General features: G+C 59.4%; 31 protein-coding genes. 23 read left to right on the forward strand and 8 right to left on the reverse strand.

Annotation, left to right across the window (positions count from 1 at the left end; all coding sequences use genetic code 11):
* Window positions 1-223 precede the first annotated feature (223 nt).
* The 6 genes from CKW09_RS09860 (at window position 224) to CKW09_RS09885 (ending at window position 7128) form a co-directional block, all read left to right on the forward strand.
* Window positions 224-1690: a peptide MFS transporter gene (locus CKW09_RS09860; RefSeq protein WP_095097004.1), complete on the forward strand. Its 1467-nt coding sequence runs from the start codon at window positions 224-226 to the stop codon at window positions 1688-1690.
* Between the two features lie 127 nt (window positions 1691-1817).
* Window positions 1818-2759 (forward strand): glyoxylate/hydroxypyruvate reductase GhrA, encoded by a 942-nt coding sequence (gene ghrA, locus CKW09_RS09865; protein ID WP_061799021.1) that lies wholly within the window; start codon window positions 1818-1820, stop codon window positions 2757-2759.
* A gap of 91 nt (window positions 2760-2850) precedes the next feature.
* Entirely contained in the window at window positions 2851-3588 is a 738-nt protein-coding gene (locus CKW09_RS09870) for a phosphatase (RefSeq protein ID WP_061799023.1), read from the forward strand.
* Between the two features lie 42 nt (window positions 3589-3630).
* Window positions 3631-4215 (forward strand): TorD/DmsD family molecular chaperone, encoded by a 585-nt coding sequence (locus tag CKW09_RS09875; RefSeq protein ID WP_061799024.1) that lies wholly within the window; start codon window positions 3631-3633, stop codon window positions 4213-4215.
* A gap of 166 nt (window positions 4216-4381) precedes the next feature.
* Window positions 4382-5026: a tellurite resistance TerB family protein gene (locus CKW09_RS09880; protein ID WP_061799136.1), complete on the forward strand. Its 645-nt coding sequence runs from the start codon at window positions 4382-4384 to the stop codon at window positions 5024-5026.
* Window positions 5027-5094: 68 nt separating this feature from the next.
* Window positions 5095-7128, forward strand: a complete 2034-nt coding sequence (locus CKW09_RS09885; protein WP_095097007.1) for a S9 family peptidase — start codon at window positions 5095-5097, stop codon at window positions 7126-7128.
* Window positions 7129-7160: 32 nt separating this feature from the next.
* Here CKW09_RS09885 and exoX read toward each other — a convergent pair whose 3' ends face one another.
* Complete coding sequence (gene exoX / locus CKW09_RS09890; RefSeq protein ID WP_095100099.1) at window positions 7161-7829, reverse strand: exodeoxyribonuclease X; 669 nt, start codon at window positions 7827-7829, stop codon at window positions 7161-7163.
* Window positions 7830-8265: 436 nt separating this feature from the next.
* Between exoX and dksA the strand changes: the two genes are divergently transcribed.
* Entirely contained in the window at window positions 8266-8691 is a 426-nt protein-coding gene (gene dksA, locus CKW09_RS09895; RefSeq protein WP_061799026.1) for an RNA polymerase-binding protein DksA, read from the forward strand.
* 8 nt (window positions 8692-8699) lie between these two features.
* On the opposite strand, the gene CKW09_RS09900 is transcribed toward dksA, so the two are convergent.
* Window positions 8700-9596 (reverse strand): LysR family transcriptional regulator, encoded by an 897-nt coding sequence (locus CKW09_RS09900; protein ID WP_095097010.1) that lies wholly within the window; start codon window positions 9594-9596, stop codon window positions 8700-8702.
* A gap of 152 nt (window positions 9597-9748) precedes the next feature.
* Here CKW09_RS09900 and CKW09_RS09905 point away from each other — a divergent pair, with 152 nt between their 5' ends.
* Together CKW09_RS09905 and pip are read left to right on the forward strand one after the other, a co-directional pair.
* Window positions 9749-10153: a RidA family protein gene (locus CKW09_RS09905; RefSeq protein WP_061799028.1), complete on the forward strand. Its 405-nt coding sequence runs from the start codon at window positions 9749-9751 to the stop codon at window positions 10151-10153.
* Window positions 10154-10299: 146 nt separating this feature from the next.
* Complete coding sequence (gene pip / locus CKW09_RS09910; RefSeq protein WP_061799030.1) at window positions 10300-11253, forward strand: prolyl aminopeptidase; 954 nt, start codon at window positions 10300-10302, stop codon at window positions 11251-11253.
* Between the two features lie 31 nt (window positions 11254-11284).
* On the opposite strand, the gene CKW09_RS09915 is transcribed toward pip, so the two are convergent.
* Entirely contained in the window at window positions 11285-11515 is a 231-nt protein-coding gene (locus CKW09_RS09915; protein WP_061799031.1) for a DNA polymerase III subunit theta, read from the reverse strand.
* Between the two features lie 363 nt (window positions 11516-11878).
* Between CKW09_RS09915 and ftnA the strand changes: the two genes are divergently transcribed.
* The 5 genes from ftnA (at window position 11879) to zinT (ending at window position 15892) form a co-directional block, all read left to right on the forward strand.
* A complete protein-coding gene (gene ftnA, locus CKW09_RS09920) occupies window positions 11879-12394 on the forward strand; it encodes a non-heme ferritin (protein WP_061799139.1) in 516 nt (171 codons plus the stop codon).
* A 324-nt stretch (window positions 12395-12718) separates the two neighbouring features.
* Entirely contained in the window at window positions 12719-13102 is a 384-nt protein-coding gene (gene yobA, locus CKW09_RS09925) for a CopC domain-containing protein YobA (RefSeq protein ID WP_095097012.1), read from the forward strand.
* A gap of 3 nt (window positions 13103-13105) precedes the next feature.
* Window positions 13106-13987 (forward strand): copper homeostasis membrane protein CopD, encoded by an 882-nt coding sequence (gene copD / locus CKW09_RS09930; RefSeq protein ID WP_095097015.1) that lies wholly within the window; start codon window positions 13106-13108, stop codon window positions 13985-13987.
* A gap of 69 nt (window positions 13988-14056) precedes the next feature.
* Window positions 14057-14398: a YebY family protein gene (locus tag CKW09_RS09935; protein WP_061799036.1), complete on the forward strand. Its 342-nt coding sequence runs from the start codon at window positions 14057-14059 to the stop codon at window positions 14396-14398.
* 843 nt (window positions 14399-15241) lie between these two features.
* The gene (zinT, locus tag CKW09_RS09940; RefSeq protein WP_095097018.1) at window positions 15242-15892 is read left to right on the forward strand and encodes a metal-binding protein ZinT; all 651 of its coding nucleotides are present in this window, start codon (window positions 15242-15244) and stop codon (window positions 15890-15892) included.
* 580 nt (window positions 15893-16472) lie between these two features.
* On the opposite strand, the gene CKW09_RS09950 is transcribed toward zinT, so the two are convergent.
* Both CKW09_RS09950 and CKW09_RS09955 read right to left on the reverse strand, forming a co-directional pair.
* Window positions 16473-16814, reverse strand: coding sequence for a hypothetical protein (locus CKW09_RS09950; RefSeq protein WP_061799042.1), 342 nt, complete (start codon window positions 16812-16814; stop codon window positions 16473-16475).
* Between the two features lie 293 nt (window positions 16815-17107).
* Complete coding sequence (locus CKW09_RS09955) at window positions 17108-17608, reverse strand: DUF4136 domain-containing protein (RefSeq protein ID WP_231922136.1); 501 nt, start codon at window positions 17606-17608, stop codon at window positions 17108-17110.
* Window positions 17609-17929: 321 nt separating this feature from the next.
* Here CKW09_RS09955 and CKW09_RS09960 point away from each other — a divergent pair, with 321 nt between their 5' ends.
* The 8 genes from CKW09_RS09960 (at window position 17930) to CKW09_RS09995 (ending at window position 22354) form a co-directional block, all read left to right on the forward strand.
* Window positions 17930-18280, forward strand: coding sequence for a DUF4377 domain-containing protein (locus tag CKW09_RS09960; RefSeq protein WP_061799046.1), 351 nt, complete (start codon window positions 17930-17932; stop codon window positions 18278-18280).
* A 182-nt stretch (window positions 18281-18462) separates the two neighbouring features.
* Complete coding sequence (gene fabV, locus CKW09_RS09965; protein ID WP_061799048.1) at window positions 18463-19662, forward strand: enoyl-ACP reductase FabV; 1200 nt, start codon at window positions 18463-18465, stop codon at window positions 19660-19662.
* A gap of 157 nt (window positions 19663-19819) precedes the next feature.
* A complete protein-coding gene (locus CKW09_RS09970) occupies window positions 19820-20383 on the forward strand; it encodes a DUF2975 domain-containing protein (protein ID WP_061799050.1) in 564 nt (187 codons plus the stop codon).
* Between the two features lie 7 nt (window positions 20384-20390).
* Window positions 20391-20606, forward strand: a complete 216-nt coding sequence (locus tag CKW09_RS09975) for a helix-turn-helix domain-containing protein (protein ID WP_061799052.1) — start codon at window positions 20391-20393, stop codon at window positions 20604-20606.
* Between the two features lie 231 nt (window positions 20607-20837).
* Window positions 20838-21053, forward strand: a complete 216-nt coding sequence (locus CKW09_RS09980; protein WP_095097021.1) for a hypothetical protein — start codon at window positions 20838-20840, stop codon at window positions 21051-21053.
* A gap of 169 nt (window positions 21054-21222) precedes the next feature.
* Window positions 21223-21531, forward strand: coding sequence for a hypothetical protein (locus tag CKW09_RS09985; protein ID WP_095097024.1), 309 nt, complete (start codon window positions 21223-21225; stop codon window positions 21529-21531).
* Window positions 21532-21586: 55 nt separating this feature from the next.
* Window positions 21587-21997 (forward strand): hypothetical protein, encoded by a 411-nt coding sequence (locus CKW09_RS09990; RefSeq protein WP_231922137.1) that lies wholly within the window; start codon window positions 21587-21589, stop codon window positions 21995-21997.
* 21 nt (window positions 21998-22018) lie between these two features.
* The gene (locus CKW09_RS09995) at window positions 22019-22354 is read left to right on the forward strand and encodes a hypothetical protein (protein ID WP_061799059.1); all 336 of its coding nucleotides are present in this window, start codon (window positions 22019-22021) and stop codon (window positions 22352-22354) included.
* 3 nt (window positions 22355-22357) lie between these two features.
* On the opposite strand, the gene CKW09_RS10000 is transcribed toward CKW09_RS09995, so the two are convergent.
* The gene (locus CKW09_RS10000; protein ID WP_095100105.1) at window positions 22358-23266 is read right to left on the reverse strand and encodes a LysR family transcriptional regulator; all 909 of its coding nucleotides are present in this window, start codon (window positions 23264-23266) and stop codon (window positions 22358-22360) included.
* A 129-nt stretch (window positions 23267-23395) separates the two neighbouring features.
* On the opposite strand from CKW09_RS10000, the gene pcaD reads away from it, so the two are divergent.
* Complete coding sequence (gene pcaD / locus CKW09_RS10005) at window positions 23396-24187, forward strand: 3-oxoadipate enol-lactonase (RefSeq protein ID WP_061799060.1); 792 nt, start codon at window positions 23396-23398, stop codon at window positions 24185-24187.
* Here pcaD and dcuR read toward each other — a convergent pair.
* Entirely contained in the window at window positions 24184-24903 is a 720-nt protein-coding gene (dcuR, locus tag CKW09_RS10010) for a two-component system response regulator DcuR (RefSeq protein ID WP_095097030.1), read from the reverse strand. The two genes, pcaD and dcuR, sit on opposite strands and share 4 nt — an antisense overlap.
* Window positions 24904-24907: 4 nt before the next feature.
* A complete protein-coding gene (locus CKW09_RS10015) occupies window positions 24908-26509 on the reverse strand; it encodes a sensor histidine kinase (protein WP_061799063.1) in 1602 nt (533 codons plus the stop codon).
* Between the last annotated feature and the right edge of the window lie 98 nt (window positions 26510-26607).

Raw genomic sequence — 26607 nt, forward strand, 5'->3', positions numbered from 1 at the left:
AATATATCGCCAATTGCTTAGGTTGCTATGTAGTTATATGCATTAATACTGGATTATTAGTCAGATGTGTCGCTAAATGAAAGGGCGCTTGCGCGGCGGATTTGGCAAGGAATATCACGCCGCCGCGCAGATTGTCGGGTGATGCGCCCGGCGATAACGCAGACAGGGACTGACCTATTACATAATAATGCCGCAGAGGTTCACTTTGACTCCTTCAGACTCCATGCCGGCGTCGCCGCCGCGCCATGCCATCCCCCCGGGCGCCGGGGCGCTGTTCTTCATCCAGATTTTCGCCACGCTCGGCTTCGCCGTGTTGTATTCCACGCTGGTGTTGTACGCCACCAAGCGGCTCGGCTTCAGCGAGGGCAGCGCCAACGCCATGATGGGGGGGTTCGGCGCCTTCAACTATGGCCTGCATATGTTCGGCGGCTATCTCGGCGGGCGCTTCCTGAGCAACCGCAACCTGTTCGTGCTGGGCATGGTGCTGCAGGTGATCGGCTGCGCGCTGATCGCCGTGGCGGGCGTCTGGGGTTTGTACTGGGGGCTGGCGATGTTCCTCACCGGCAGCGGCCTGAACGTCACCTGCATTAATATGATGCTCACCCAGCGTTTCAAGCCGGATGACGATCGGCGCGAGTTGGCATTCCTGTGGAACTACGCCGGCATGAATCTCGGTTTCTTCGTCGGCTTCACCGTGGCCGGCTATTTCCAACTGAGCGAAAACTACCGGGCGCTGTTCCTGTTCGCCACCCTGGGCAACGCGGCGGCGATTATCGTCGCCGTCAGCCGCTGGCGCATTCTGGCGGATCTCAATACGCCGTTGCACGACGCCAGCCGCGCGCAATACCGCTGGCGCATGCTGGTCGGCCTGGCGGTGCTGGTGGCGCTGGTGCCGATCATCCGCGTGATGCTTACCCACGCCGAATTCAGCGGCCATTTCGTGATTGGCCTCGGCGCGCTGATCTTCCTGATGCTGTGCGTGGTGACGCTGCGCCATCATCCGCGCGGCGAACGCCGCAGAATGACGGCCTACCTGATCCTGGCGCTGGGCGCGCTGGTGTTCTGGACGCTGTATCAGTTAGCCCCGATGGGCCTGATGCTGTTCTCCGAACACAATATCGACCTCAACGTTTACGGCATGCGGGTTGCGCCGCAGTGGCTGCAAAATATCAACACGCTGGTGATCGTGGTGGGCGGCCCGCTGCTGGCCTGGTGGTTCAATCGTCTGCGCGCCCGCGGCTGCAATATCGACATCCCCATGCAGTTCTCCGGCTCGCTGTTCTGCATCGGGCTGGGCATGCTGGTGCTGCCGCTGGGCATCGGCCTGGCCGGCGGCGACGGGCTGGTGGCGTTCAAATGGATCGTTATCAGCTACGTGCTGCAAAGCATCGGCGAGCTGATGCTCTCCCCAATCGGTTACGCGATGATCGGCAAGCTGGCGCCGCCGCGCTATCAGGGGGTGATGATGGGCTGCTGGATGATGGTCACCGGCGTGGCGTCGGTGCTGGCGGGCTACGTCTCCGGCCTGATGCCGGAAAACAGCGGCAGCACCCCGGCGCAGACCAATCCGGGCTACAGCGAGGTGTTCAGCGCGCTGGGCTGGGGCGCGGCGGGCGTCGGCATGGTGATGCTGATCCTTATTCCGCTGTTGCGGCGGCTGATCCGGCGCGAAGAGCCGGTCAGCGCCTGAATATAGCCGGTTAAAAACAGCCCCACTGGTCGGGGCTGTTTTCATTTTGGGCTTTATCGCTTGCATCCGCCGCTGAATCACGGAAGTCTTGAGGAAAACAGACAAAAAACAGACGGGAGCAAGCTGCATGAACATCATTTATTACCATCCCTTGTTTAACGCCCAGGAATGGCTGAGCGGCATCAAGCGGCGCCTGCCGCAGGCCAACATTCGCGAATGGCGGCCCGGCGACGATGGGGCGGCCGACTATGCGCTGGTGTGGCGCCCGCCGCACCCGATGCTGGCCAATCGCCGCGATTTGAAAGCGGTATTCGTCCTCGGCGCCGGCGTTGACGCCATTCTCGATCAGGAACGTCAGCACCCCGGCACGCTGCCGGCCGGCGTGCCGCTGCTGCGGCTGGAAGATACCGGCATGTCGCAGCAGATGCAGGAATACGCGTTGAGCTATGTGCTGCGTTATTTCCGCCGCTTCGATGAATACCAGCTGTTGCAGCAACGGCAGGAGTGGCGGCCGCTCGATCCTCACTCGTTGGATGATTTCACCATCGGCATTCTCGGCGCCGGGGTACTGGGCCAGAGCGTGGCGCGCAAGCTGACGGAGTTCGGCTTCCGGGTGCGCTGCTGGAGCCGCGGCCCCAAGCAGATCGACGGCGTGGAGAGCTTCGCCGGCGAGGCGCAACGCGCGGCTTTCCTCGACGGGGTAAAGCTGTTAATCAACCTGCTGCCCAATACGCCGGAAACCGTCGGCATCCTTAACCGCCGGCTGTTCGCCCAGATAGCGCCGGGCGCCTATCTGATCAACATCGCCCGCGGCGCGCATCTGGTGGAAGAGGATCTGCTGCAGGCGTTGGAGCAGGGGCAATTGGCCGCGGCAACCCTGGACGTGTTCGCGCGCGAGCCGCTGCCCGAGACGCATGCGTTCTGGCGTCATCCGCGTGTCACCATTACCCCGCATATTGCTGCCATCACCTTGCCGCAGCAGGCAATGGATCAGATCGCCGCCAACGTTCGCGCGCTGGAGGCCGGGCAGCCGCCGGCGGGCGTCGTTGACCGGCAACGTGGCTACTGATCCTTCAGCCCGCGTGAGGTAACTGCTAAGCTGAAACTATCACCGTGCCCGTCCCGCACTTCTCCGGGCGGGACGTCAGGAAGGAGAAATAATGTACCCCGTTGATTTGCATATGCACACCGTCGCCAGCACCCATGCCTACAGCACGCTGCACGATTACATCGCCGAAGCCCATCAGAAGGGCATCAAGCTGTTCGCCATCACCGACCACGGGCCGGACATGGCCGATGCGCCGCACTATTGGCACTTTATGAATATGCACGTATGGCCGCGCCTGGTGGACGGCGTGGGGATCCTGCGCGGCATCGAGGCCAACATTAAAAACCTGCAGGGCGACATCGACTGCACCGGCCCGATGCTGAACGCCACCGACGTGATCATCGCCGGTTTCCACGAGCCGGTATTCGCGCCGCAGGACCGGGCCGCCCACACCGAAGCGATGATCGCGGCGATGGCGCAGGGCGACGTGCACATCATCAGCCACCCGGGCAATCCGCGCTATCCGATCGACATTCCCGCGGTGGCCGCCGCCGCCGCCAAATACGAGGTGGCGCTGGAGCTGAACAACTCGTCGTTCACCCATTCGCGCAAGGGCAGCGAAGCCAACTGTCGGGCTATCGCCGCCGCGGTGCGCGACGCCGGCGGCTGGCTGGCGCTGGGCTCGGATTCGCACATCGCGTTTTCGCTGGGCGGTTTTGAACACTGCGAACGCATTATCAAAGAGGTGGCCTTCCCGCAGGAGCGCATTCTCAACGTCAGCCCGCGCCGCCTGTTGGACTTTCTCGAGCGGCGCGGCAAGCCGGCGATTGCGGAATTGGCCGATTTGTGACATCGTCCCGGCAAATTTTTCTGCATTGTATAAGGCATTATCATGAATGAGTTTTCCGTCGTCTGTCGCGTGCTGGGTACGCTGTTCTACCGCCAGCCGCAGGATCCGCTGCTGGTGCCGCTGTTCACGCTGATCCAGGAGGGCAAACTGCAGCAGCACTGGCCGCTGGAGCAGGATGAGCTGCTGACGCGGCTGCAGCAGGGCTGCGACGTCAACCTGTTGTCCGCCGATTTCAACGCCATGTTCGTCGGCGGCGAGTGCAGCGTGCCGCCGTTCCGCTCCGCCTACGTTGAAGGGGCGAGCGAAGCGCAAGTGCGCACTTTCCTGCAGCAGCGCGGCATGCCGCTGGGCGAAGCGCCGGCCGATCACTTCGGTTCGCTGCTGTTGGCCGCTTCCTGGCTGGAAGATCAGTCGCAGGAAGACGAAGCGCAGGCGCAAATCACCCTGTTTGACGACTATCTGCTGCCGTGGTGCGGCCGTTTCCTCGGCAAGGTGGAGGCGCACTCGACCACCGGGTTCTACCGCACGCTGGCGTTGCTGGCTCGCGAAGCCATCCAGGCGATGCGCGATGAGCTGGCGGAGTATGAGCAGGATGAAGACGCAGAGCCGGGCGAAGAACAGGCCTGATCCGCTTAACGACGGGCCGGGCAGGCCCGTCAGCGTTTTTCCCCCGCTACACACAGGTTTGCATCCCCCATACGTAAATTGACAAAAAATCCCCTAATCTGGCGGTTTACCGGCGGTCTGGCTGGCTGTGCCTGCGCGCCTCGTTTTCTTACGCAAGGGGTAGATGATGAAAAGTAACTGGATGCAGCAGATTCAATCGATGATCGGCCAGAAGGCCGGCGGCTCGGAAGGCATCGGCAAGCTGCTGGCGCCGACCGCGCTCGGCGGGCTGGTTGGCGTGCTGTTGGCGAACAAGTCTTCGCGCAAGCTGGTGGGCAAATTCGGCAAGAACGCGCTGATCATCGGCGGCAGCGCGGCGGTGGGGGCGGTGCTGTGGAACAAGTACAAGCAGCGGGTCAGGGAAAGCCATCAGGGAGAGCCGCAGTTTGGCCTGCAAACCACCCCGGTGGATCTGCGCGCCCGGCGGCTGGTGCAGGCGTTGGTGTTCGCCGCCAAGAGCGACGGGCATATCGATGCGGACGAAAAGCGCGCCATCGATCACAGCCTGGAGCAGCTGCAGGTGGGGGAAGAGGCGCAGGCCTGGGTGCAGGAGGCCATCGACCAGCCGCTGAACCCCGACCTGATAGCCCAGAGCGTGAAAAATGAAGACGAAGCGCTGGAGGTCTATTATCTCAGCTGCATGGTGATCGACGTCGATCACTTTATGGAGCGCGGCTACCTCGACGCGCTGGCGCAGTCGCTGAAAATCCCGGCGGACGTCAAGCAGGGCATTGAAAACGACGTCAACGAGAAAAAGCGCGAGCTGGCATAGCGCCGCTTGGCAAGCCGGGGGGAATCGTGTCACTCTTGCCTTAATCAATGTAAGCGGATGATTTAGCAATGATGACACCCCCTAAGGCCGAAAAACGCCCTTATCCCATCACCCTTCACGGCGACACGCGCGTGGACGACTATTACTGGCTGCGCGACGACGATCGCGCAGACCGGCAGGTGCTGGACTATCTGCAGGCGGAAAACGCCTTTACCGATGCGATGCTGAAACCGCAGCAGGCGCTGCGTGAAACCCTGTATGAAGAGATGGTGGCGCGCATCCCGCAGCAGGAGCATTCGGTTCCCTACGTCAGGCACGGTTTCCGCTACCAGACCCGCTATGAGCCGGGCAATGAATACGCGCTCTATGTGCGTCAGCCGGAGGCCGAGAGCGAAAATTGGCAGGTGCTGCTCGACGGCAACCAGCGCGCGGAAAACAGCGAGTTCTACACCCTCGGCGGGCTGGAAGTCAGCCCCGACAATCAAAAGCTGGCGGTGGCGGAAGATTTCCTGTCGCGCCGCCAGTACGACATCCGCTTCAAAAACCTGAGCGACGACGGCTGGAGCGGCGAAGTGCTGGAAAACACCTCCGGCAGCTTCGAGTGGGCCAACGACTCCGCCACGGTGTATTACGTGCGCAAGCACGCCAAAACGCTGCTGCCTTATCAGGTCTACCGCCACGTGGTGGGTAGCGACCCGCGGCAGGACGAACTGATCTACGAAGAGCTGGACGACACCTTTTACGTCGGGCTGGAAAAAACCACCTCGGAACGCTTTATCCTGATCCATCTGAGCAGCACGACCACCTCGGAAATCCTGCTGCTGGACGCCGACCGCGCCGACAGCCGGCCGCAGATGTTTGTGCCGCGCCGCAAGGATCACGAGTACGCCATCGACCATTACCACCAGCATTTCTATATCCGCTCCAACAGGGACGGCAAAAACTTCGGCCTGTATCAGAGCGAGCAGGCCGATGAGGCGCAGTGGCAAACGCTGATCGCGCCGCGCGCCGCGGTGATGCTGGAGGGGTTCAGCCTGTTCCGCGATTGGCTGGTGGTGGAAGAACGCAGCGAAGGCCTGACCCTGCTGCGTCAAATCCACTGGCGCAGCGGCGAAGAGAAGCGCATCGCCTTCGACGATCCGACCTACACCACCTGGCTGGCGTACAACCCGGAGCCGGAAACCGACCTGCTGCGCTACGGCTATTCGTCGATGACCACCCCGACCACGCTGTACGAGCTCAACCTGGACAGCGGCGAGCGGGTGCTGCTCAAGCAGCAGGAGGTGAAGCATTTCACCCCGGAAAACTGCCGCAGCGAGCGGGTGTGGGTGAAGGCGCGCGACGGCGTCGAGGTGCCGGTTTCACTGGTCTACCGCCAGGACAGTTTCCAGCGTGGCGGCAATCCGCTGATGGTGTACGGCTACGGCTCCTATGGCAGCAGCATGGATCCGGCGTTCAGTGCCAGCCGCCTGAGCCTGCTGGATCGCGGCTTCGTGTTCGCGCTGGCGCACATTCGCGGCGGCGGCGAGCTGGGCCAGCTGTGGTACGAAGACGGCAAGCTGTTCAACAAACAGAACACCTTCAATGACTTTATCGACGTCACCGAAGCGCTGATCGCACAGGGCTACGGCGACGCCGGCCGGGTGTTCGCCATGGGCGGCAGCGCCGGCGGCTTGCTGATGGGGGCGGTGATCAATCAGGCGCCGCAGCTGTTCCACGGCGTGGTGGCGCAGGTGCCGTTCGTCGACGTGGTGACCACCATGCTGGACGAGTCTATCCCGCTGACCACCGGCGAATACGATGAGTGGGGCAACCCGAACGAGCCGGCCTATTACGATTACATCAAGCAGTACAGTCCTTACGATCAGGTGAAGGCGCAGGATTACCCGCACATGCTGGTCACTACCGGTTTGCATGATTCGCAGGTGCAGTATTGGGAGCCGGCCAAGTGGGTGGCGAAGCTGCGCGAGCTGAAAACCGACGATCGCCAGCTGCTGCTGTACACCGATATGGATTCCGGCCACGGCGGCAAGTCCGGGCGCTTCAAAGCCTATGAGGATATCGCGCTGGAGTACGCCTTCATTTTGGCGCTGGCGGTGTAATGTGGAGCGGGTGGCCTCTGCCGCCCGCTGTTTTAACCGATCAGATAGTATTTCAGCGTGTGCTTCATGTCGGGGCTGAGATCTTCGATGGATTTCAGCATCCAGCGCAGATAGCCGGGATCTTCCTGCGCAATGCGATCGATCTCCTGCCCGCGGTATTTGCCGAACTTGAACTTCTTCAGCAGCACCGGTTGCTCGGTGATCTGCGCCATTTGCTCCGGCGTCCAGTCCGAATCCTTCATGATGCGCTGCAGCAGCGCGGCGGTGACGTAGCAGTCATACAGCGCGCGGTGCGGGTACAGGGTGGCGTCTTCCGGCAGCTGCACGTCCAGATCCAGCGCATAGCGCAGATACTGGTTGCCGTATTTGATGTCCGGGTACAGGGTGCGCGCCAGCTTGAGGGTGCAGATCCAGGCGCCGTTCATTTCCGGCAGCACGCCGCGATCGAAGGCCGCGTTGTGCGCCACATAGTAAGGGCTGCCCTGATAACGGCCGATCGCCACCGCGATGCGCGGTTTACCCTCCACCATTTTTTCGGTGATGTGGTGGATAGCCATGGCCTCGATGCCGATCGGCCGATCCGGGCTGACCAGATCGCTCATCGGGTTGGCGATTTGCCCGTCGATCAGATCGACGGAGGCCACTTCCACCACGCCGCCGTCCAGCCCACAGGTTTCGGTATCTATTACGCGTAAAGTCATGGTTTCCTCGGAGTTGCCGCAGGCATTCAGCTTAACCGGCAGCCGCGGCCGTGCCAACCCCTGGCGCGCAGAAGGCCGATTTCGGGCAATAAAAAACCCGCCTCGGCGGGTTTAACTACGGGTGGAAGGACGCTTACTCACCAGATGGATGCGCTTTTTTGGCGCGTTTATCGGCACGTTTTTCAGCTGGGGTTTTCAACGGCTTCTTCTTCGCATTTTTTTTGCTATCCATTCCCTTACTCATGATGGCCTCTCAGTTACCTATGGTTGGGTGGGTTGCTCAGCCATTAACCCCCTTACGCCGACCGGATGCAAGCGGCAATGCGCGCATTTTGAACAATGGGCTGTTTATCCACGTAATTTTGTTTTCGCTGAACGGGTGCCAAAAACAATCGATATGTTATAATGTAACATCAGCTATTTATCGGAGAGCGCAATGACAGCCATGATGTTACTCAGCCCGCAGCAGCTGCTGGCGATGCCGGAGTCCGACTATATGAACCCGGCGCAGCGGGCGTTTTTCCGCCAAAAGTTGCTGGACGAGCGGCAAAAGCTGCTGCTGCATATCGAAACGCTGAAGCGGGATATCGACGGCGGCGACGCCAGCGGCGACGAAGCGGACAAGGCGGCGCGTGAAGAAGAGCTGCGTTTGCTGTTCCGTCAGCTGGATCGCGAAAGCCGGCTGTTACCGAAAATCGACGCGGCGCTGGCGCGGCTGCAAACCGGCGAGTATGGCTATTGCCGGGAAACCGGCGAGCCGATAGGCCTGGCGCGCCTGCTGTTGCGGCCCACCGCCGAGCTGAGCATCGAGGCGAAAACCGCGCAGGAAATGCGCGAGCCGCACATGCGCAAGGCCGGATAACCCCGGCGTCAGCCGCTTAATTCCTCGACCATCAAATCGATAAAGCGCCTGACGCGCGGTTCCAGCAAACGCTTGTTGGGGTAGAGCGCGACGATGCGCACCTCTTCGCCCTCGACCCCGGCCAACACCCGCCGCAGACGGCCGGCGGCCAGCGCTTCCGCCGCCAGAAAATCCGGCAGGCAGGCGATGCCCAGCCCCGTCAGAGCGGCGTCGCGCAGCGCTTCGCCGCTGTCGAAACGCAGGCGGCCGCGAGCCGGCGCCCTGACCCAATCGCCGTGCGCGTCACGCAGTCGCCAACTCTGCTTTTGGCTGCGGCTGCTGAATAACAGGCACTGGTGTTCTGCCAGCGCATCGATATTCCGCGGCTCACCCCGGCTGGCGAGGTAGGCGGGGGAAGCGCACAACAATGCGCGGTATTTGGCGACCCGCCGCGAAACCAGGCGAGTGTCCGGCGCCGTTACGCCTATCCTCACCGCCAGGTCAAAACCTTCGTCCACCAGATCGGCCAGCCGATCGGAAAAGCTCATCTCGACCTGCACTTCCGGCCAGGCCGCCAAATACTTCGGCAACAGCGGCAGCAATACCAAACGGCCAAAGGCGGCGGGCACGGTTAGCCGCAGCACGCCGCGTGCGGTGCCGCCAGCGCCGGCCACGCTGGCCTCCGCGTCGTCGACCGAGGCGAGAACCTGCAGGCCGCGCCGATAAAACTCCCGGCCCTCGTCGGTGAGGCTCAGCGCCCGGGTGGTGCGATTCAACAGCCGTACTCCCAGGCGTTGCTCCAGCCGCGCGACGGCTTTCCCCGCCGCCGATCGCGACAGCCCCATCGCCAGCCCGCCGGCGACGAAGCTGCCGGCATCGGCGACCGCCATAAATACCTGTATGTCATTCAGATTTGCGCGCAGCATGCCCGGTTCCCGATTAGCCGATGGCCCAGCGGCCAAGATAACAGATTCGATTTGCCGGCGGTGGCGTCAGCGTCGTTTCTGTGGCGACGTCCATTCGTCAATCATCCGATTATAGTCTTCAGCGTAACCCTATAACCGGCAGGAGAAATGACATGGCGAACATCATCAGGCATTACGATCACGGGGTGGAGTGGGAAGAAGGGAACGGAGTGACTCAGGGGTACTGCGTCAACGGCGTGCTTTATATCTCGGGGCAGTTTTCCCACGATATGCAGGGCGGCTTTGTCGGCGCGGGCGATATCGACGCGCAGACCCGGCAGACGCTGGACAACCTCGACCGGGTGTTGGCGGGGCATGGCGCCGACAGGTCGAATCTGGCCTGCGTGGAAATTTACCTGACCGACGTACCGGCGCATTTCGCCCGATGCGTCGCGCTGTTCAGAGACTATGTCGGCGATCATCGCCCGGCCGGCACCCTGATCGGCGTCACCGGGCTGGCTTCGCCCGAGCAACTGGTGGAAATCAGCGCGGTGGCGCACCTGAACCGTTCGGTCTAGCGGGCGTTTTAGCGACAAGTCGCCTTCATTTTGAACAAACGCGCGCAGAGTTATTGGAGAGCGTTAGAGTTTTCGGGTTTTACCGTTGACCTGGTGGGCCGCTTCGGCTTTGATGAAGGCATGACCCACTTAGAGACGGAAGCGCCATGGAACAATTACGAGGTTTGTACCCGCCGTTAGCAGCATATGACAGCGGTTGGCTGGACACTGGGGATGGCCACCGGATCTACTGGGAGCTGAGCGGTAACCCGAACGGGAAGCCGGCGGTATTCATTCATGGCGGGCCGGGCGGCGGCATTTCCCCTTATCACCGCCAGCTGTTCGACCCCGAGCGCTACAAGGTGCTGCTGTTCGATCAGCGCGGCTGCGGCCGCTCAAAACCGCACGCCAGCCTGGACAACAACACCACCTGGCATCTGGTGCAGGATATCGAACGCCTGCGCGAGATGGCCGGGGTAGAACGATGGCTGGTGTTCGGCGGCTCCTGGGGATCCACCCTGGCGCTGGCCTATGCGCAGACGCATCCGCAGCGGGTCAGCGAAATGGTGCTGCGCGGCATCTTCACCCTGCGCAAGCAGGAGCTGAACTGGTACTACCAGGACGGCGCCTCGCGCTTCTTCCCGGAAAAATGGCAGCGGGTGCTGTCGATTCTGTCCGCGGAGGAGCGCAAGGACGTGATTGCCGCCTATCGCCGGCGGTTGACCGCGGAAGATCTGCAGGTGCAGCTGGAAGCGGCGAAGCTGTGGAGCGTATGGGAAGGGGAAACCGTGACCCTGTTGCCGAGCACCGAATCCGCCTCGTTTGGCGAGGACGATTTCGCGCTGGCGTTCGCCCGCATCGAAAACCACTATTTTACCCACCAGGGCTTCCTGGACAGCGACGACCAGCTGCTGCGCAACGTGCCGCTGATCCGCCATATTCCGGCGGTGATCATCCATGGCCGCTATGATATGGCCTGTCAGGTGCAAAACGCCTGGGATTTGGCTCAGGCCTGGCCGGAAGCCGAGCTGCACATCGTGGAGGGGGCGGGGCACTCGTTCGACGAGCCCGGCATTTTGCACCAGCTGATGCTGGCCACCGACAGGTTCGCCGGCAGGTAACGCGCAGGGCCCGCCATAGCGGCGGGCTTTTTTATCTGGATTTGGGTTCGTAAGGCAGGCGCGAAAACTTGTGCGATTCTACGCGGTAGTGCGCCACGCGCTCGCGGAAGTAATCACGCAGATATTCCGGCTGTTCGCGCTCCACCACTTCCGGGATCACCGGCATGTTGTAACGCTCTTTGAACGCCACGCCAGAGGCGGCGAGATCCACGTTCACCTTGTCCATCTCTTCTTTGGACAGCTCTGCCAGATTGTAACCCATCTTCTGCTCCTTACCGTTGCCGCATTGAATCTGCGCAGAAGGTAATGCACCCGGCGGCGCTTGGCAAGCCCATTGCGCCGGTGAAATAACCGCTCGGCGGGGGCAAGGTTATTTCTTGCCGAAAGGGTAATGCAATGTGTTTATTTTCTTAAATAAGAACGATTCGCTTTTTGAGCGACCCTGTAGATGTAAATAGTTATCATAATAATTTAAACAATCAACTCAATGATATTTTATCTTGTTGTTTTTATTTATATTTTAAATAATTAAAGATTTAATGTAAATCAGGTGTTTTTATTTTTAATTACCCAAGGCATAATGCGCGAAATTAAATTCACGACCTGCAAAATAAAAGGAATCATTATGCTGACGCAAGAAATGACCAAGAAGCTGAATGAGCAACTGAATCTGGAGTTCTACTCCGCCAACATGTACCTGCAAATGAGCGCATGGTGCAGCGATAAAGGCTTTGAAGGCGCCGCCGCATTTCTTAAGGAGCATTCTCAGGAAGAGATGCAGCACATGCAGCGTCTGTTCGATTACCTGAGCGATACCGGCGCTCTGCCGCTGCTGGGCACCATCGCCGCGCCGCCGGTTGAGTTCGAATCCCTGGCCGACGTATTCCAGCAGACTTACGAACACGAACAGCTGATCACCCGTCAGATCAACGAACTGGCGCATGCGGCCATGACGGCGCACGACTATTCCACCTTCAACTTCCTGCAGTGGTACGTTGCCGAGCAACACGAAGAAGAGAAGCTGTTCAAATCCGTATTGGACAAGCTGGCGCTGGTGGGCACCAGCGGCAAAGGCCTGTTCTTCATCGACAAGGATTTGAAGAAAATGGGCGCCGCCGAGAACGGCAACGGCCAGGCCTGATAACGGGTGCAGAAAACCGCGCGCCGGGCCGCTGCCTGACGCGCGGTTTTTTTATGCCCTACGTTTGTGCGGCTATGCAGCGATACGTGCTGCCGGATCGCAAAATGCCAGTGATGCGCTCGACTTGCCGCGGGGCGATCGTTATCATTTACCGCGATACGCTACAGGGATGGTAGAGATTCAAAACAGCGGGTTAGCTGATTAACCCCTTATTCTGTTTACCCGTGGCGCAATCATTTGCGGTGGGTTGGGGCCGCTGATTCATCGCCTTGGCTGATGGCCTAACCCATATCACCCTCGTTCCTCGCTTTAAGGGATACCACTGTGATCGGTAAAATTCGTTCCTCATATCGCCTGCTTTCCACCCTTTTCGTGCTGTTTATCGGCCTTTCTTCGCAGCAGGCGCTGGCGCATGCCCACCTGAAAGTTGTCACCCCGGCGGCCGACGCCAGCGTGAGCCCGGCACCGAAAGCGCTGACGCTCAATTTCTCCGAAGGCATCGAGCCTAACTTCAGCGGCGTCAAGATCACCGGCCCGGACAACGCCGCGGTGAAAACCGGCAAGTTGAAACTCGATCCGAACAACAATACCCAGGTTAATCTGCCGATCGAAGGCGAGCTTGGCGCCGGCAAATATAACGTCAGCTGGCACGTGGTTTCGGTCGACGGCCATAAAACCAAAGGCCAGTACAGCTTCACCGTCAACTGATCAATGAGTCTGGCGACCCTGTTCGTTCTGTGTCGCTTGGCGCACTTTGCGGCGGTGATGCTGATGTTTGGCGTCAGCCTGTTCACCGCCTTACTGTCGCCGCAGCGCCTTTCTCCGTATCTCACCCGTGACGTGCGTCCTTTGCTGGTCTCTTGCACCTGGCTCGCCGGGCTTTCCGCCGTGGCGCTGCTGGCGGTACAGGCCGGGCAAATGGGCGATGGCTGGGAGGATACCTGGCGGCTGGAGGTGTGGTGGGCGGTGCTCGGCACGACCTTCGGCGAAGTGTGGCGCTGGCATTTGGGCCTTGCGCTGCTGGCGCTGCTGAGCCTGCTGCTGCCGGAGGCGAGGCGCATTCAAGCGCTGGCGCTGTGCTCTACGCTGCTGCTGGTGAGCATGGCGTTTATCGGCCATGCGGCGATGCACCAAGGCGCGCTTGGCGTACTGCATCGCGCCAACCATGCGCTGCACCTGCTGGCCGCCGGTTACTGGTTCGGCAGCCTGTTGCCGCTGCTGGTTTGCCTGCGCTACCTGCAGCAGCCGCAATGGCGCCGCGACGCCATCACCACCCTGATCCGTTTCTCGCGCTGGGGCCACCTGGCGGTGGCGGCGGTGATCGTCACCGGGGCGGTCAACAGCCTGATCATTCTCGGCAGCTGGCCGCTGAACGTGGCTTCGCCGTATCAGCGTTTGCTGTTGTTCAAAACCGCGCTGGTGGCGCTGATGGTGATGGTGGCGCTGGCCAACCGTTACGCCATCGTGCCGGCGATGAGCCGCGTGCCGAAGCTGGCGCAGCGCGGGCTGGTGTTGGCCTGTTGGATTGAAGTGGGACTGGGCGGGGCGGTGCTGCTGCTGGTCAGTTTATTTGCAACCTATGCGCCGGTATAAGATTACGGCTTGCCGGATGCCGGTAAACTGCGGGAAAATCGAGTCAAATAGCAACCTGAAGGCCATCAAATGAAATCGGTATTACTTGGCATTACGCTGCTGGCAACCGCGACCGGCGCGCTGGCGGCAGACAAACTGGTTAACATCACCAAGCTGGAGTACGGCAAGCAGTGGGCGTTCACCAAAGAAGAAGTGACGCTGCAGTGCCGCAGCGGCGGCGCGCTGTTTGTGCTCAACAACAGCACCCTGATGCAGTATCCGCTCAACGACGCCGCCGAAGCGCAGGTGAAGGCGGGGCAGCAGCGCGCGCAGCCGCTGGATGTGATCCTGCTCGATGACGCCGCCAACCCCGGCCATAAAATGAACCTGGCGCCGTTCCGCGAACGCGCCGAGAAGCTGTGCGATAATTAACCGCTTGTTCGCCAACAGCTTGCCGGGATCCTGACGTTCGATACGCATTCACGCCGCATTGATTTCGTCATGAAACTATCACCCGCCCGCCCGGCCGCTGGCAAAAATAGCGCGGTAGGCTACTCTTAAAGTGCATGGCTGAACAAGCCCTGCACTAAATGCCAACTTTTAGCGCACGGCTCTCTCCCAAGAGCCATTTCCCTAGACCGAATATAGGAATCGTATTCGGTCTTTTTTTGTGTATTAAGGGGATGCCGGTAGCACTGCGCTATTATCCTTACACCGGCTTTCGGGTGATCAAGGTAAACGAGACGATGCCGACTTATGTCTAAACACTGTGTCGGCTTTCCGTCTATCCCCCCTTGCGGCGGGGCGTGATATCACAACTCAGGGCGGCGAACTGACGCGTTTGTCGCACAACCGCCATGCCATTCCTTTTATAACGGTGTGACCTCAATACACATCATCATACTCTTTGGGTTTTCTTCTCATCACGTATTGAGTGAGCGCCGTAAGTATGACGGAGTTTATAACCCAGATGAAAACAGCAAGATCGCCGAGAAAATGACTTAGCAGCAACATCGGGCTCATAAGAATGAGATAACCGATTAAACATTTCATTAAAATCCCACTATATTATTTAACTTTTCCCTTATTAACCATGTAGATAGTAGCATGCCGACCCTATGCTGAACCAGAAGGCGTAACCTATCGTTGGGGCCGATCGCCCATAGTGGCTTTCTTGCCGTTTATCCCCGATAAAATTTGCCGGAGATGATATTGATATTTGTTATGTTATATTGTAACGTTTTGTTTTTCTGGGAAGGTATAGAGGGATATACAGTGGCGAACTATTTTGGAAAAATTTCATTGGCGCTGGGCGCGCTGTTAGTCAGCGGTTACGCGCTTTCTCATGCCCATCATTCGCATGGCAAACCGATGTCGGAAGTGGAGTTGCAGGCGTCTAAGGGGGTGTTCGATGATAAGAACGTGCAGGACAGAAGCTTAACGGATTGGGATGGCGTGTGGCAGTCCGTCCATCCTTACCTGCAGAATGGCGACCTTGATCCGGTGTTTAAGCAGAAGGCGGAGAAAGAGCAGGGCAAAACGTTCGAACAGATCAAGGAGTACTACCGCAAAGGGTATGCCACCGATATTGATACCATAGGCATCGAAAACGGCGTTATGGAGTTCCACCGCGGTAATAAAGCCAGTTCCTGCCAGTACGCCTATGCCGGGCACAAGATCCTGACTTACGCCTCAGGCAAAAAAGGGGTTCGTTATCTGTTTGAATGTAAGGATGCCGGCAGCCAGGCACCTAAATACGTTCAGTTCAGCGATCACATCATCGCCCCGCGCAAGTCCGCTCACTTTCATATCTTTGTGGGCAACACATCGCAGGAAGCGCTACTGGCGGAAATGGATAACTGGCCGACGTACTATCCGTTCCAGTTGACTACCGAACAGGTGGTTGACGACATGCTGCATCACTGACAGTGACATCACCTGCAGTATTGTCGCCGGGAAGCGACAAAAGCATTTACTGTTAACCGCTTCCCGGTAGAATTTAATATGTTATTTATGTTGTGGCGAATTGCAGCCCTCAGAGGTAAGCCGAAGATAAGCACCGGCCGCCACACCATCCCATTTCAAGCCCTGGCCTTATCGCCGGGGCTTTTGTTTGTCCGGCTGTCGCCCCTGGCCAGCCCTTCCGCCGGCAAGTAGGAGGGGGCGCGGCGTGGGCGGCGATGCGCCGGGTGCCTTGAGCCTGCGGCGGACTACGCGCCGCTATTTATCTTTTCTGTTGAATTTATCTACGAAATAAAATTTAAGCAGCAGATGAATCATTCGAATAATACTGCCGATAAACACCAGGGTTATGACAAAGTTCGATAAGTTCCTCGGCGCGGCGTAGGCCTGCGGGAAAGCCACATGGGCGCCGCTGAGCAATGAGGTCGCAATTAAAAAACCCATTAAATAACAGAGAGCGCGAAAAAGTTGAAACATTCGGTCCACCGTAAAATGAAAGCATAAGTTGCGCGGAACAACTTATGCTTTTAGTCAATCAATCAGCTTAGCGGGAGCAGCTGCCGGACTTGCCGCTGTTGCAGCTGCCGTTAGACTTATTGCCGCCTTTACCCATTCCGACATTACCGCCGCCGCTGCGGCCATCCTTAAAGCATCCGCCATTGAGCGCGCCGGCGGCCATGCCAAGCGGCCCCGCCAACGATCCGCTAATGATGCCGTTAACGCAGTCAGGCGAGGTGTGCTTACCATAGAAGCCTTTGCCGTCGGCAGCCGAACCTTTCTTGCCCTGTTTGCCGGCGTTATTGACTCTACCGCAGCCGTCGCGTTTATCGGCAAAGTTGCCGGCGCCGGCGATCAGATGAAAATATTTGGCATCGATCTCTTGCATAAGATTCCCTCTTTATCGATCAGATTAAGTTGAATGGCATTAAGCTTGCGCAAGCAGTTTGTTTTAACAGAAAAACGGCGGGCAGTAATTATCGATTCGCATAACAAACAGAAACTATTTTTACGGTATTTAATTGCGTGATGAGAAGGCGGGGGTTTATTAATTTTAAAGCCGGATCTGGCGTTAATGTATTTAAAAGGGCTACTTATGCGGAGGCGTTAATTATTTAACTGCAGCTCTAAGGTTTGCATAACCGAGCTGCAGTCTTTTGCTGGCTGCGCTGGCGCGGTGAATCAGCGGCTCGCCGCTCCGGCCCGCGCAGGGTAAGTGGCGAATAGCGCGCCGACCGCCTGCTGAATTTGCGCCTGGCTGACCGTTTTGCTGTCTGAATTCAAGGTATTGGTGGCCGAGCCGCGCCATACCAGCTGTTTTTTCTTGCTGTCCACGACGTCCACCGTCAGGGTGCCTTCGGTGTAGGTCCACAGGGTTTGGTTATAGCCGCCCCAACCGGCGTAGCCGAATCGCCCAACCATCACCGGGGAATCGTCCATCTGGACCTTATCCTGCTTCATGGTATTGCTGTAGACCAGCAGATCCGGCGTGGGGCTGGCTTTATAACCGCGCTGCTCCATCCGTTGCGCCACGGCGGCCTGAATGTACTTGCCGGTCAGCGTCTGGTATTGCCCTGCGGGGTCGGCGGCAAAACCGTAAGTGCGGTATTGCGTAAAGTTGGCGCTGTGATCGTAATCGCTGGTGACCTGCGGCTGACTGGCGCAGCCGGACAGTAAAGCCATTGAACCCGCAATGAAAAGGCAAGAAAGTGCACGCATGGCGAACCTCGTAATGATTATCAGTTTCATAAAGTTAGACCCAGAAGTCGCGGCTGGCAAATGACGCGCTCAGGCAATAAACCGTTTTTGTCATGCGCCGGCGCTATTGATGAACATCGGCGAGTTCACTCGGTGAGCGGGGTTATTTTTGATCCGTATCAGGCGTTTTGCCATCGGTTGTGGGTCCGATTTCGTACTGGTGCGCTTTGGCTGAGGCGGTGCTCTGCCAATCCGCCGGCGGATTTGGTAGTATGGTCCGACCTCAACAAACATGGATGCAGTACATTGAAAATCAAAGCGTTGTTATTCGTTGCATTGGCCGCTCTGGCCGGCTGCAGCCAGGAAGGAGCCGCTATGAATCAGCCCGCAAACAAAAACGGCGGCCATACGGAAGTGTTGCTGGTCAACAGCGCGCTGGTGGATTGCGTCGGCGTTGCCCCGATGAAGTGCATGCAGGTGCGCCATTCCGCGCAGCAGCCGTGGGAACTGTTTTATACCGGCATCGAGGGCTTCACCTTCGAGCCGGGATATCGCTACCGTCTGAAGGTGCAGGTGACCGCGCTGGAAAACGTGCCGGCCGATGCTTCCTCACTGCGCTATACCCTGATTGAGCAGTTGGAAAAGAGCAAGGCGTGATGCAGTGATCCGGCCGACGATCTGAATCGGCTAAGGGAGCCAACGTTGTCGCGCCGGTTTTTTCGCCGGGGAACTGGTCTGTTCACTGCGCTTGTTTCGATTCTGCCGTGCGCCCATCTTAAGTATATTGAGAAAATCAGGTATATTAGCCTTCGGTTTTTAGCTACCAAGAAAAAATTACTATGATTATCAAACCTAAAATTCGTGGTTTTATCTGCACTACCGCTCATCCGGCAGGCTGTGAAGCCAACGTCCGTGAGCAAATCGCCTACGTCAAATCACGCGGCGAACTGAAAAACGGGCCTAAGAAGGTGCTGGTTATTGGTGCATCCACCGGTTACGGTCTGGCCTCGCGCATCAACGCCGCGTTCGGCAGCGGTGCGGCCACCATCGGCGTATTTTTTGAGAAGCCAGGCAGCGAAGGCAAAACCGGTTCCGCCGGTTGGTACAACTCCGCCGGTTTCGACAAGGCAGCTAAAGAAGAAGGCCTGTACGCGAAAAGCATCAACGGCGACGCGTTCTCCAACGAGTGCCGTCAGAGCGTTATCGATCTGATCAAGCAGGACCTGGGCCAGATTGATCTGGTGGTTTACTCGCTGGCGTCCCCAGTGCGTAAAATGCCGGAAACCGGCGAAGTGGTGCGTTCCGCGCTGAAGCCGATCGGCGAACCCTACAAATCCGTCGCGCTGGACACCAACAAAGACCTGCTGGTTGAAGCCGTGGTCGAGCCGGCCAACGAGCAGGAAATCGCCGATACCGTCAAGGTCATGGGCGGCCAGGACTGGCAGCTGTGGATGGACGCGCTGGACGAAGCCGGCGTGCTGGCGGACCACGTTCAGTCCGTTGCTTATTCCTATATCGGCACCGATCTGACCTGGCCAATTTACTGGCACGGCACCCTGGGCAAAGCGAAGGAAGATCTGGACCGCGCGGCGCAAGCCATCGACCAGAAACTGAAGGCCAAGGGCGGCGCAGCCTACGTGGCGGTGCTGAAGTCGGTCGTGACTCAGGCGTCCTCGGCGATCCCTGTGATGCCGCTGTATATCTCCATCGTGTTCAAAATCATGAAGGAGCAGGGCATTCACGAAGGCTGCATCGAACAGATCCAGCGTCTGTTCGCCACCAAGCTGTTCAGCGGCGCGGCGCCGGATACCGACGAGAAACACCGTCTGCGTCTGGACGACTGGGAACTGCGCGACGACGTGCAGAACACCTGCCGTGAGATCTGGAAGCAGATCAACGACAACAACATCAATGAACTGACCGATTACCAGGGCTACAAGGCGGAGTTCCTGCGCCTGTTCGGTTTTGGCGTTCAGGGCGTCGATTATGAAGCCGATCTGAGCGGTGAAGCCAAGTTCGAGGTGATCGAACTGGTGTAAACCCGTCAGGGGGCGAGAAAAGGTCGGGTTATCCCGGCCTTTTTTATTGTCCGGCGCCAGGCGCGCGTCGCGGGCCTCATCGGTCCCGTAGATCGTTGACAGCAATAACTTATCGTTTTACGATAAGTTATTGCTGTTTTACAAGGATGGAAGAGCTATGGGCGCTACGCCAAGGATCCAACTGCCGCCGTATGTGCGCTGCCTGTGTTTACTGATTATGGCGTTGCTGATAGTCAGCACCTGCGTTGAAATGTTCATGATCGTTCAACCCTGGGTGCAGGGCGCAGCCTATGACGCTATCGTCGCGTCTTACCGGGAATATTACCCCGAGCTGAAGGCCTACGCCGCGCCGCAGCAGGGGTGGGCGATCGGCGCCACGCTGCTGCTCGACATGTTGGTTTATCTGCCGTATTACGCCGCGCTGCTGTGCGGCGCCGGCCTGTTTTATCAATTCTTCCGCGGCAACGTTTGGCAGCGCAACAATATGTTGCTGTTGCAGATTATCGGCATTTTGCTGATTGTCGACGTGCTGTTCCCGTCGCTGGCCGGCCTGCTGCAGATAATGGTGCTGACCGCCGGTGAAAAAATGCTGTTTATAATTTATTATGGCGTCAACAGCGAGTCGGTGCGCTCGCTGATCGTAGGCTGCGCAATCCTGGTGTTTAGCCGGGTATTTTTGGAAGCGCTGCGGCTGAATGAAGAACAGCTTTCTTTCGTGTGAGAACAGAGTGGCGATAATAGTAAGTCTTGATGTCATGTTGGCCAAAAGGAAGATGCGTTCAAAGGAGCTGGCGGAACAGGTGGGGATCACCGAGCAGAATTTGTCTCTGCTGAAGAACGGCAAGGTCAAAGGCGTCCGGTTGGAGACGCTGGACAAAATCTGCCGCATTCTTGACTGCCAGCCTGGCGATCTGCTGGCCTGGGAAGCTGACAACGAAGACTAGCGCGGCGGTGCACGGGGCGTGCGCCGCAGTGCTTTCGCATTGGCGATGCTATTTGCCTTTGCGGGCTGCCCGCTATTGCCTGTTTGTTTTTGGTTAAATGAGTTGCGGTGTTAATTAACATCGAGTCGTCGCCGTTACCTTCTGCATTATAAATAACGTCAGTTAATAAACTAAAGAAAGTCATTTTTTATTTACCCTGGTGGGTAGTTAAGGTTATTTTAAGGGCGAATTATGCCATCGCAATATTTAATTCCTGCGCTGTTGATGTTATTGACGGGCTGCAGCGGTCTGCATCCCGGCAGCTATTACCCGGTCGGTGGGGCGCAGCCGGTCACGCGTGAGCAAAGGCAGCGCATCATCGGCGGCGAGTCCGCGAATGCGGTGTTGAATGAAGGGCGCGCCGGCATTGGCGGCACTATCGATTGGTCACGGCTGTGGGTTCGTTAATCGGCTAAATATAATTATGGGAATTATAAGTGTCATTGCCAGATTATTGACATAGGGTTTATCTTTTCGCGGTTATTCTGGTGGTCATTATACGTCATCGTATTTAATTATCAGACAAAGCTTCGTTTAATGGAGAGTTTTGCCCGTTGGGGCATAATTACAGGAGGTTATGATGGCAAAGATCGTTCCCGCCATGCTCATCTTTCTATTATTGCCCGTTGGCCCGTACGCCAGCGCGGCACGTTACGATCGGGAACGCGAAACCCTGTCGCCGGTGCAGTTTCAAAAGAAATTAAAGGGTCTCGTCCACGGGCTGTGGCAGCAGATGGACGCGGGCTGCCCGTCGCCGGAACGCGACGTCGGGCAGCTGGCGCTGCTGAGCGATTGTGACGCGCAAGCGAAAAAAAATCCGCCGATCAAGGGCAAGCGCGCGCTGCAGCCCGGCGAGGAACAGAACGCGTCATCCGGCGGCTGTTAATTCTCTGTAAGACGCGGCCATGCCCGCCACGGCATTCATTAATGGAGCCTATGTATTGAAACTACCCTCGGTCATGACCGCAGCGCTGGCGTTGCTGGTCTCATCCTGTTGCCATTCGTTTGTCGATCGCCATTCGGCGCCGGCCGCATCGCGCGGCGGCGCAGAACATTACCCGCAGCGGGCCGATGGGCTGCTGCTGCATCATCTCTGGCTGGTGGAACAGATCCGTTCGGAGCAGGCGCTGTTGGCGCGCTTGCGGGCGGAACGCAAGGCGTTGCAAGCCGGCGTGCCGCCGCAAAGCAAGGATAAATCAGCCCTGCGCGGCGGGGTGCAGTGCGCTCGGGCGCCCGATGCCATTCGTTGTCTGTCGGTGCAGCTGCGCCCGGCGCCGGTGGCTGGCCCGCACCGTTTTTACGCCGGCGTGTTTTGTCGCGTGGGGGTTAACTGGCGGCCGATGAGCTGCTGAATTTTATTGAGGAGTGTACTGGTGAAACGGATCTTTCTTGCCTGTGTGGCGCTGTGCTGTTCCTTGCCGTCGGCGGCGCGGCTCGATCTGGAATATCATGCCGCGCCGCCGCAGGATAATAAAATCCCCGAGGAATATAAGAAAAAACGCAGCGCCTTGCAGCACCGGATATGGAGTGCCGAGGGCCTGGCGCTGGCCGATGAGCGGGCGATAGAACGGGAACAGCAACGCGCGGCCGCCGAGCAGGAGCGCAAGCGGCGGCAGGCTCCGCTCTACGGCCAGCGCAACTGCCGCAAGGCGTATTCCAAAGACGCTCGCCGGCAGGCGGCCTGCTTCGCTTCGCATCCGCAGTACTAACCGCTATTCGGGCTGCAGCATGGCCGGCAGCCGCATCAGCAGCGTATCGACAGCCACCCGCGTTTTGGCCGGCAAATACGGCGTTTTCGGCCAGACGGCGTGAATATCATTGGGCAGCAGGCGGATTTGTCTGAGCACCGGCGTCAGTTCGCCGCTGCGCAGATAGCGCGCCAGCAACCAGCAGGGTAGCCAAACCAGCCCCGCGCCGGCGATGGCGGCATCCGCCAGCGAATGCAAATCGTCGAGCCGCAGGCGGATATCCAGCCGCACATCCTGGCCCGTCGCCCCGGCCAGCAGCGTGCGCCAGCCGATGTCCTCGTCAAAGCGTCGGTAGGCGATGGCGCGGTGGCCGTGAAGGCCGGCAATATCCGGCGGGGTGCCGCAGCGGGCCAGGTACGACGGCGCGGCGCACAGCGAAAGGTGTTGGCTGCCCAGTCGCCGGGCCACCAGGCTGGCGCTGTCGCCGAGCGGGCCGATGCGCACCGCCAGATCGAATCCCTCCTCAATCAGGTCCGTTACCCGATCGTTGAAACTGATCTCGAGCCGCAGCTCGGGGTGGCTCGCCGTCAGCGGCGTTAACGCCGGGGCGATGCAGTGGCGGCCCAGCAGCTTGGGCGCACTCACCCGCAGCGTGCCCTGCGGCTGCAAGCGGCCGCTGTTCAGCTGGGCGTCGGCGGCGTCCAGCTCGCTCAGGGCGCGCAGGCAGCGATCGTAGTAAGCCTGGCCCGCTTCGGTCAGCGCCAGCCGGCGGGTATGGCGATGAAACAGCGTCGCGCCGAGCCTCCGCTCCAGCCGGGCGATGCTTTTCCCCACCGCCGAGCGGGTCAGATGCAGGCGTTCGGCGGCCAGGGTAAAGCTGCCGGCGTCGACCACGCGCACAAAGGTGGTAATGCCGGTAAGGCGATCGTTGATGGTCACTATAGGGTCCCGTCAGGCTACACAGCCGGTCATTTAAGTCACTGGTCGGCGATTTTCAATCCTATAGCATAGTGGATATCGGGCGCAGGGCCTCATCCTGCGCCGGCCTTATCGGGAGCGATCATGAACGAAACCGCCTTTTTCACCACCGGCGACGGCTGCCGGATTGCCTACCGCTTTGACGGCGCGGCGGATCGGCCGCTGCTGATGCTGTCCAACTCGATCGGCACCACGCTGGCGATGTGGGCCGAACAAATCCCGGCGTTGTCCGAGCATTTCCACATTCTGCGTTATGACAGCCGCGGGCATGGTGCGTCCGATGCGCCGCCCGGGCCTTATTCGCTGGCCCGGCTGGGGCGCGACGCGCTGGAGTTGCTGGACGCACTGCGGCGGGATCAGGCGTACTTCTGCGGCCTGTCGCTGGGCGGCATGGTGGGCCAGTGGTTGGGCGTGCACGCTCCGGAGCGGGTGACGAAGCTGGTTTTGGCCAATACGTCGTCCTGGCTGGGGCCGGCGGGGCAGTGGGATGCGCGCATCGCCGCGCTGCGGCCGCCGGTCGATATGGCGCCGGTGGCGGAAGGTTTTCTGAACAACTGGTTTTCCTCCGCGTATCGGGGCGGCCATGCGGCGACCGTCGCGCGGTTCCGCGCCATGCTGTTGGCGACGCCGCCGCAGGGGCTGGCCGGCTGTTTCGCCGCGGTGCGCGATATGGATATGCGGCGTACGGCGGCGTTGATCCAGGCGCCGACGCTGGTGATCGCCGGGCGGGACGACACCGTCACCGCGTTGTCGCACGGCGAGCTGCTGGCCGCGACGGTGCCGGGGGCGGCGTTGCAGGTCTTGCCGGTGGTGCATTTGTCCAACGTGGAACGGCCGGACGCGTTTCTGGCGGCGCTGCTGGGCTTTTTGCGCTAGGCCGGCCGGCAGTATTCCTTCAGCAGGGCGATGGCATCCGGCTTCAGCTGATACAGGTACACCGGCCGCCCGGTGGTGCCATACAGAATGCGGGTGCCGAGAATGCCGCTTTCCGCCAGGTAGATCAGGTATTTACGGCAGGATACCCGCGAGATGCCGATGGCGTTGGCCAGGTTGTCGGTGGAAAATTCACCGCTGTGCTGCTGCTCGATCCATTCGCATACCGTGCTCAGGGTGATGCTGGTCAGGCCCTTCGGCAGCTTCTTGCCTTCCTGGCTGTTGGGCTGGCGGCGCAGCAGGCTGTCGACGTCGGCCTGGGAGAATTCGCGCTGGGCCAAAATTTGCGTCTGCTGCTGATAGTTGCTCAACGCCTCTTTAAAACGGGTGAACTGGAAAGGTTTGATCAGGTAGTCCACCACGCCGTAGTGCAGCGCTTTTTGCACCGTATTCACGTCGCTGGCGGACGAGATGACGATCACGTCGGTTTTCTCGCCCAGTTCGCGCAGGCCGGGCAGCAAATCCAGGCCGTTTTCCTGCTGCATATAGATGTCCAGCAGCACCAGATCGATGCTGCCCCCGGCGTCGGCCAGCAGCGCGCGCGCCTGGCTCAGGGTGGCCACCGTCGCCTGACAGTGAAATCCGCTGACCTGGCTCAGGTAATATTTGTTCAGCTCCGCCACCATCGGGTCGTCATCGACAATCAATACGTTAATCATGTGTTCAGCTCTTGGCCTGATAGGGAATATGCACAAAGAACTGGGTCAGTTCACCCGGTTCTGATTCGAAATCAATGCTGCCGCCCAGCTTTTCCAGATGGCTGCGGATCAGCGCCAGGCCGATGCCGCGTCCCTGTCCCTTGGTGGAAAATCCCTGTTCAAAAATGCGCGCGCCGAGCGCCGGATCTATGCCGGGGCCGTCGTCGCTAACGATACAGTGTAAATGATTATCATTGTGATGGAAGCTCAGGCTGATCTCATGCCCCTCGACGCCGTCGATGGCGTCGATGGCGTTTTCAATCAGGTTGCCCAGTACGCTGATCAGCACGTGGGTGGTTTCCGCATCGTCGGTTTCCGGCAGCAGGCTGGTTTCATCGATGGTCAGTTCGATGCCGGCCTCGTGGGCGCGGCTGATTTTGCCGATAAAGAAGCCCGCCACCTCCGGCGAGTGGATCTTGCGCAGCAGCGCGCCGATCTCTTCCTGATAGTTGCTGGCGGTGTGGATGATGTAGTTTTCCAACTGCTGATAGGCCTTCATGTGCAGCATGCCGAGAATGACGTGCAGCTTGTTCATAAACTCGTGCGACTGCACCCGCAGCGCATCGGCGTAGTGCGCCATGCCACTCAGCCGCTGCACCAGCCGGCTGACCTCGGTTTTGTCGCGGAAGGTGGCGATGGCGCCGATCACCTGGCCGTTGACGATCACCGGCACGGTGTTGGTCAGCAGCTCGCTGCCGTTGAAGCCGATTTGCCGGTCGCGCAGCGGTTTGCCGCTGGCCAGCACTTCCGCCAGGTGCAGCTGCGCCGGCCAGTGTTTGCTGGCGGACCCCAGCATCAGGTTCTCTACCGGGCCGCTCTGGCGCAGCAGGCGTTTGGCTTCGTCGTTGACGATGGTGATGCGCGACTGATTATCGACCGCGATCACGCCTTCTTTAATCGACTGCAGCATTGCGTTGCGCTGTTCGAACAGATTGGAAATTTCGTAGGGTTCGAAGCCCAGCATAATGCGCTTGAGCGCCTTGACCAGGAAGAAGGTGCCGAGGCTGCCGACCAGCGCGGCGAAGGCGAGGGTCCAGGAGATGATCCAGCGGCTTTCGCCCACCACTCGGCGCACGGTATCCAGCGCGATGCCCAGCGCCACCACGCCGATTTGCCGCCGTTCGCCATCGTAAACCGGCACGAACACCCGCAGCGCCGGGGCCAGGGCGCCGCGGTTGGTGGCGCTGTTGACCTGCCCCTGCAGCGCCGGCGCCAGATCGTCGCCGATAAAATGCTGGCCGATCAGCCAGGGTTTAGGGTGCGAATAGCGGATGCCCTGCATATCCACCACCACCACGAACAGCAGCTCGTTTTTATTGCGCACCTGCTCGGCAAAGCGCTGCACCGCGCCGCCGCGGTCCTGCCGCTGCAGCCCGTCGACCACGGTGGAGGAGAGCGCCAGCGTTTCGGCGATCGCCATGGCCTTCTGGCGCAGCTGGTCCTGCCCCTCGTGATTCATCTGCACAAAAAACAGCGCATACACCACCAGCAGCACCGAAGCGATGATGGCGGACACCATCAGCGTGATGGACGTGCTGAGCTTGAGCGGGGCGCGTGGTTTGGGCATGGCGGTTCTCCGAGTGGCGATATTACGGCGTATTCTAGCGGGGATGATCAAGGGATGCAGTTACCGGCAGCAGGTTATAGCATGCCGCCGGTTAGCGG

It is taken from the genome of Serratia ficaria (genome assembly GCF_900187015.1).
GTDB classification, from domain to species: Bacteria; Pseudomonadota; Gammaproteobacteria; order Enterobacterales; family Enterobacteriaceae; genus Serratia; species Serratia ficaria.

Excerpts from the sequence above, each read along its gene's own strand:
- CKW09_RS09860 (WP_095097004.1), top strand. The coding sequence starts at position 224 with ATGCCGGCGTCGCCGCCGCGCCATGCCATCCCCCCGGGCGCCGGGGCG.
- ghrA (WP_061799021.1), top strand. The coding sequence starts at position 1,818 with ATGAACATCATTTATTACCATCCCTTGTTTAACGCCCAGGAATGGCTG.
- CKW09_RS09870 (WP_061799023.1), top strand. The coding sequence starts at position 2,851 with ATGTACCCCGTTGATTTGCATATGCACACCGTCGCCAGCACCCATGCC.
- CKW09_RS09875 (WP_061799024.1), top strand. The coding sequence starts at position 3,631 with ATGAATGAGTTTTCCGTCGTCTGTCGCGTGCTGGGTACGCTGTTCTAC.
- CKW09_RS09880 (WP_061799136.1), top strand. The coding sequence starts at position 4,382 with ATGAAAAGTAACTGGATGCAGCAGATTCAATCGATGATCGGCCAGAAG.
- CKW09_RS09885 (WP_095097007.1), top strand. The coding sequence starts at position 5,095 with ATGATGACACCCCCTAAGGCCGAAAAACGCCCTTATCCCATCACCCTT.
- exoX (WP_095100099.1), bottom strand. The coding sequence starts at position 7,829 with ATGACTTTACGCGTAATAGATACCGAAACCTGTGGGCTGGACGGCGGC.
- dksA (WP_061799026.1), top strand. The coding sequence starts at position 8,266 with ATGACAGCCATGATGTTACTCAGCCCGCAGCAGCTGCTGGCGATGCCG.
- CKW09_RS09900 (WP_095097010.1), bottom strand. The coding sequence starts at position 9,596 with ATGCTGCGCGCAAATCTGAATGACATACAGGTATTTATGGCGGTCGCC.
- CKW09_RS09905 (WP_061799028.1), top strand. The coding sequence starts at position 9,749 with ATGGCGAACATCATCAGGCATTACGATCACGGGGTGGAGTGGGAAGAA.
- pip (WP_061799030.1), top strand. The coding sequence starts at position 10,300 with ATGGAACAATTACGAGGTTTGTACCCGCCGTTAGCAGCATATGACAGC.
- CKW09_RS09915 (WP_061799031.1), bottom strand. The coding sequence starts at position 11,515 with ATGGGTTACAATCTGGCAGAGCTGTCCAAAGAAGAGATGGACAAGGTG.
- ftnA (WP_061799139.1), top strand. The coding sequence starts at position 11,879 with ATGCTGACGCAAGAAATGACCAAGAAGCTGAATGAGCAACTGAATCTG.
- copD (WP_095097015.1), top strand. The coding sequence starts at position 13,106 with ATGAGTCTGGCGACCCTGTTCGTTCTGTGTCGCTTGGCGCACTTTGCG.
- CKW09_RS09935 (WP_061799036.1), top strand. The coding sequence starts at position 14,057 with ATGAAATCGGTATTACTTGGCATTACGCTGCTGGCAACCGCGACCGGC.
- CKW09_RS09950 (WP_061799042.1), bottom strand. The coding sequence starts at position 16,814 with ATGCAAGAGATCGATGCCAAATATTTTCATCTGATCGCCGGCGCCGGC.
- CKW09_RS09955 (WP_231922136.1), bottom strand. The coding sequence starts at position 17,608 with ATGGCTTTACTGTCCGGCTGCGCCAGTCAGCCGCAGGTCACCAGCGAT.
- fabV (WP_061799048.1), top strand. The coding sequence starts at position 18,463 with ATGATTATCAAACCTAAAATTCGTGGTTTTATCTGCACTACCGCTCAT.
- CKW09_RS09970 (WP_061799050.1), top strand. The coding sequence starts at position 19,820 with ATGGGCGCTACGCCAAGGATCCAACTGCCGCCGTATGTGCGCTGCCTG.
- CKW09_RS09980 (WP_095097021.1), top strand. The coding sequence starts at position 20,838 with ATGCCATCGCAATATTTAATTCCTGCGCTGTTGATGTTATTGACGGGC.
- CKW09_RS09985 (WP_095097024.1), top strand. The coding sequence starts at position 21,223 with ATGATGGCAAAGATCGTTCCCGCCATGCTCATCTTTCTATTATTGCCC.
- pcaD (WP_061799060.1), top strand. The coding sequence starts at position 23,396 with ATGAACGAAACCGCCTTTTTCACCACCGGCGACGGCTGCCGGATTGCC.
- dcuR (WP_095097030.1), bottom strand. The coding sequence starts at position 24,903 with ATGATTAACGTATTGATTGTCGATGACGACCCGATGGTGGCGGAGCTG.
- CKW09_RS10015 (WP_061799063.1), bottom strand. The coding sequence starts at position 26,509 with ATGCCCAAACCACGCGCCCCGCTCAAGCTCAGCACGTCCATCACGCTG.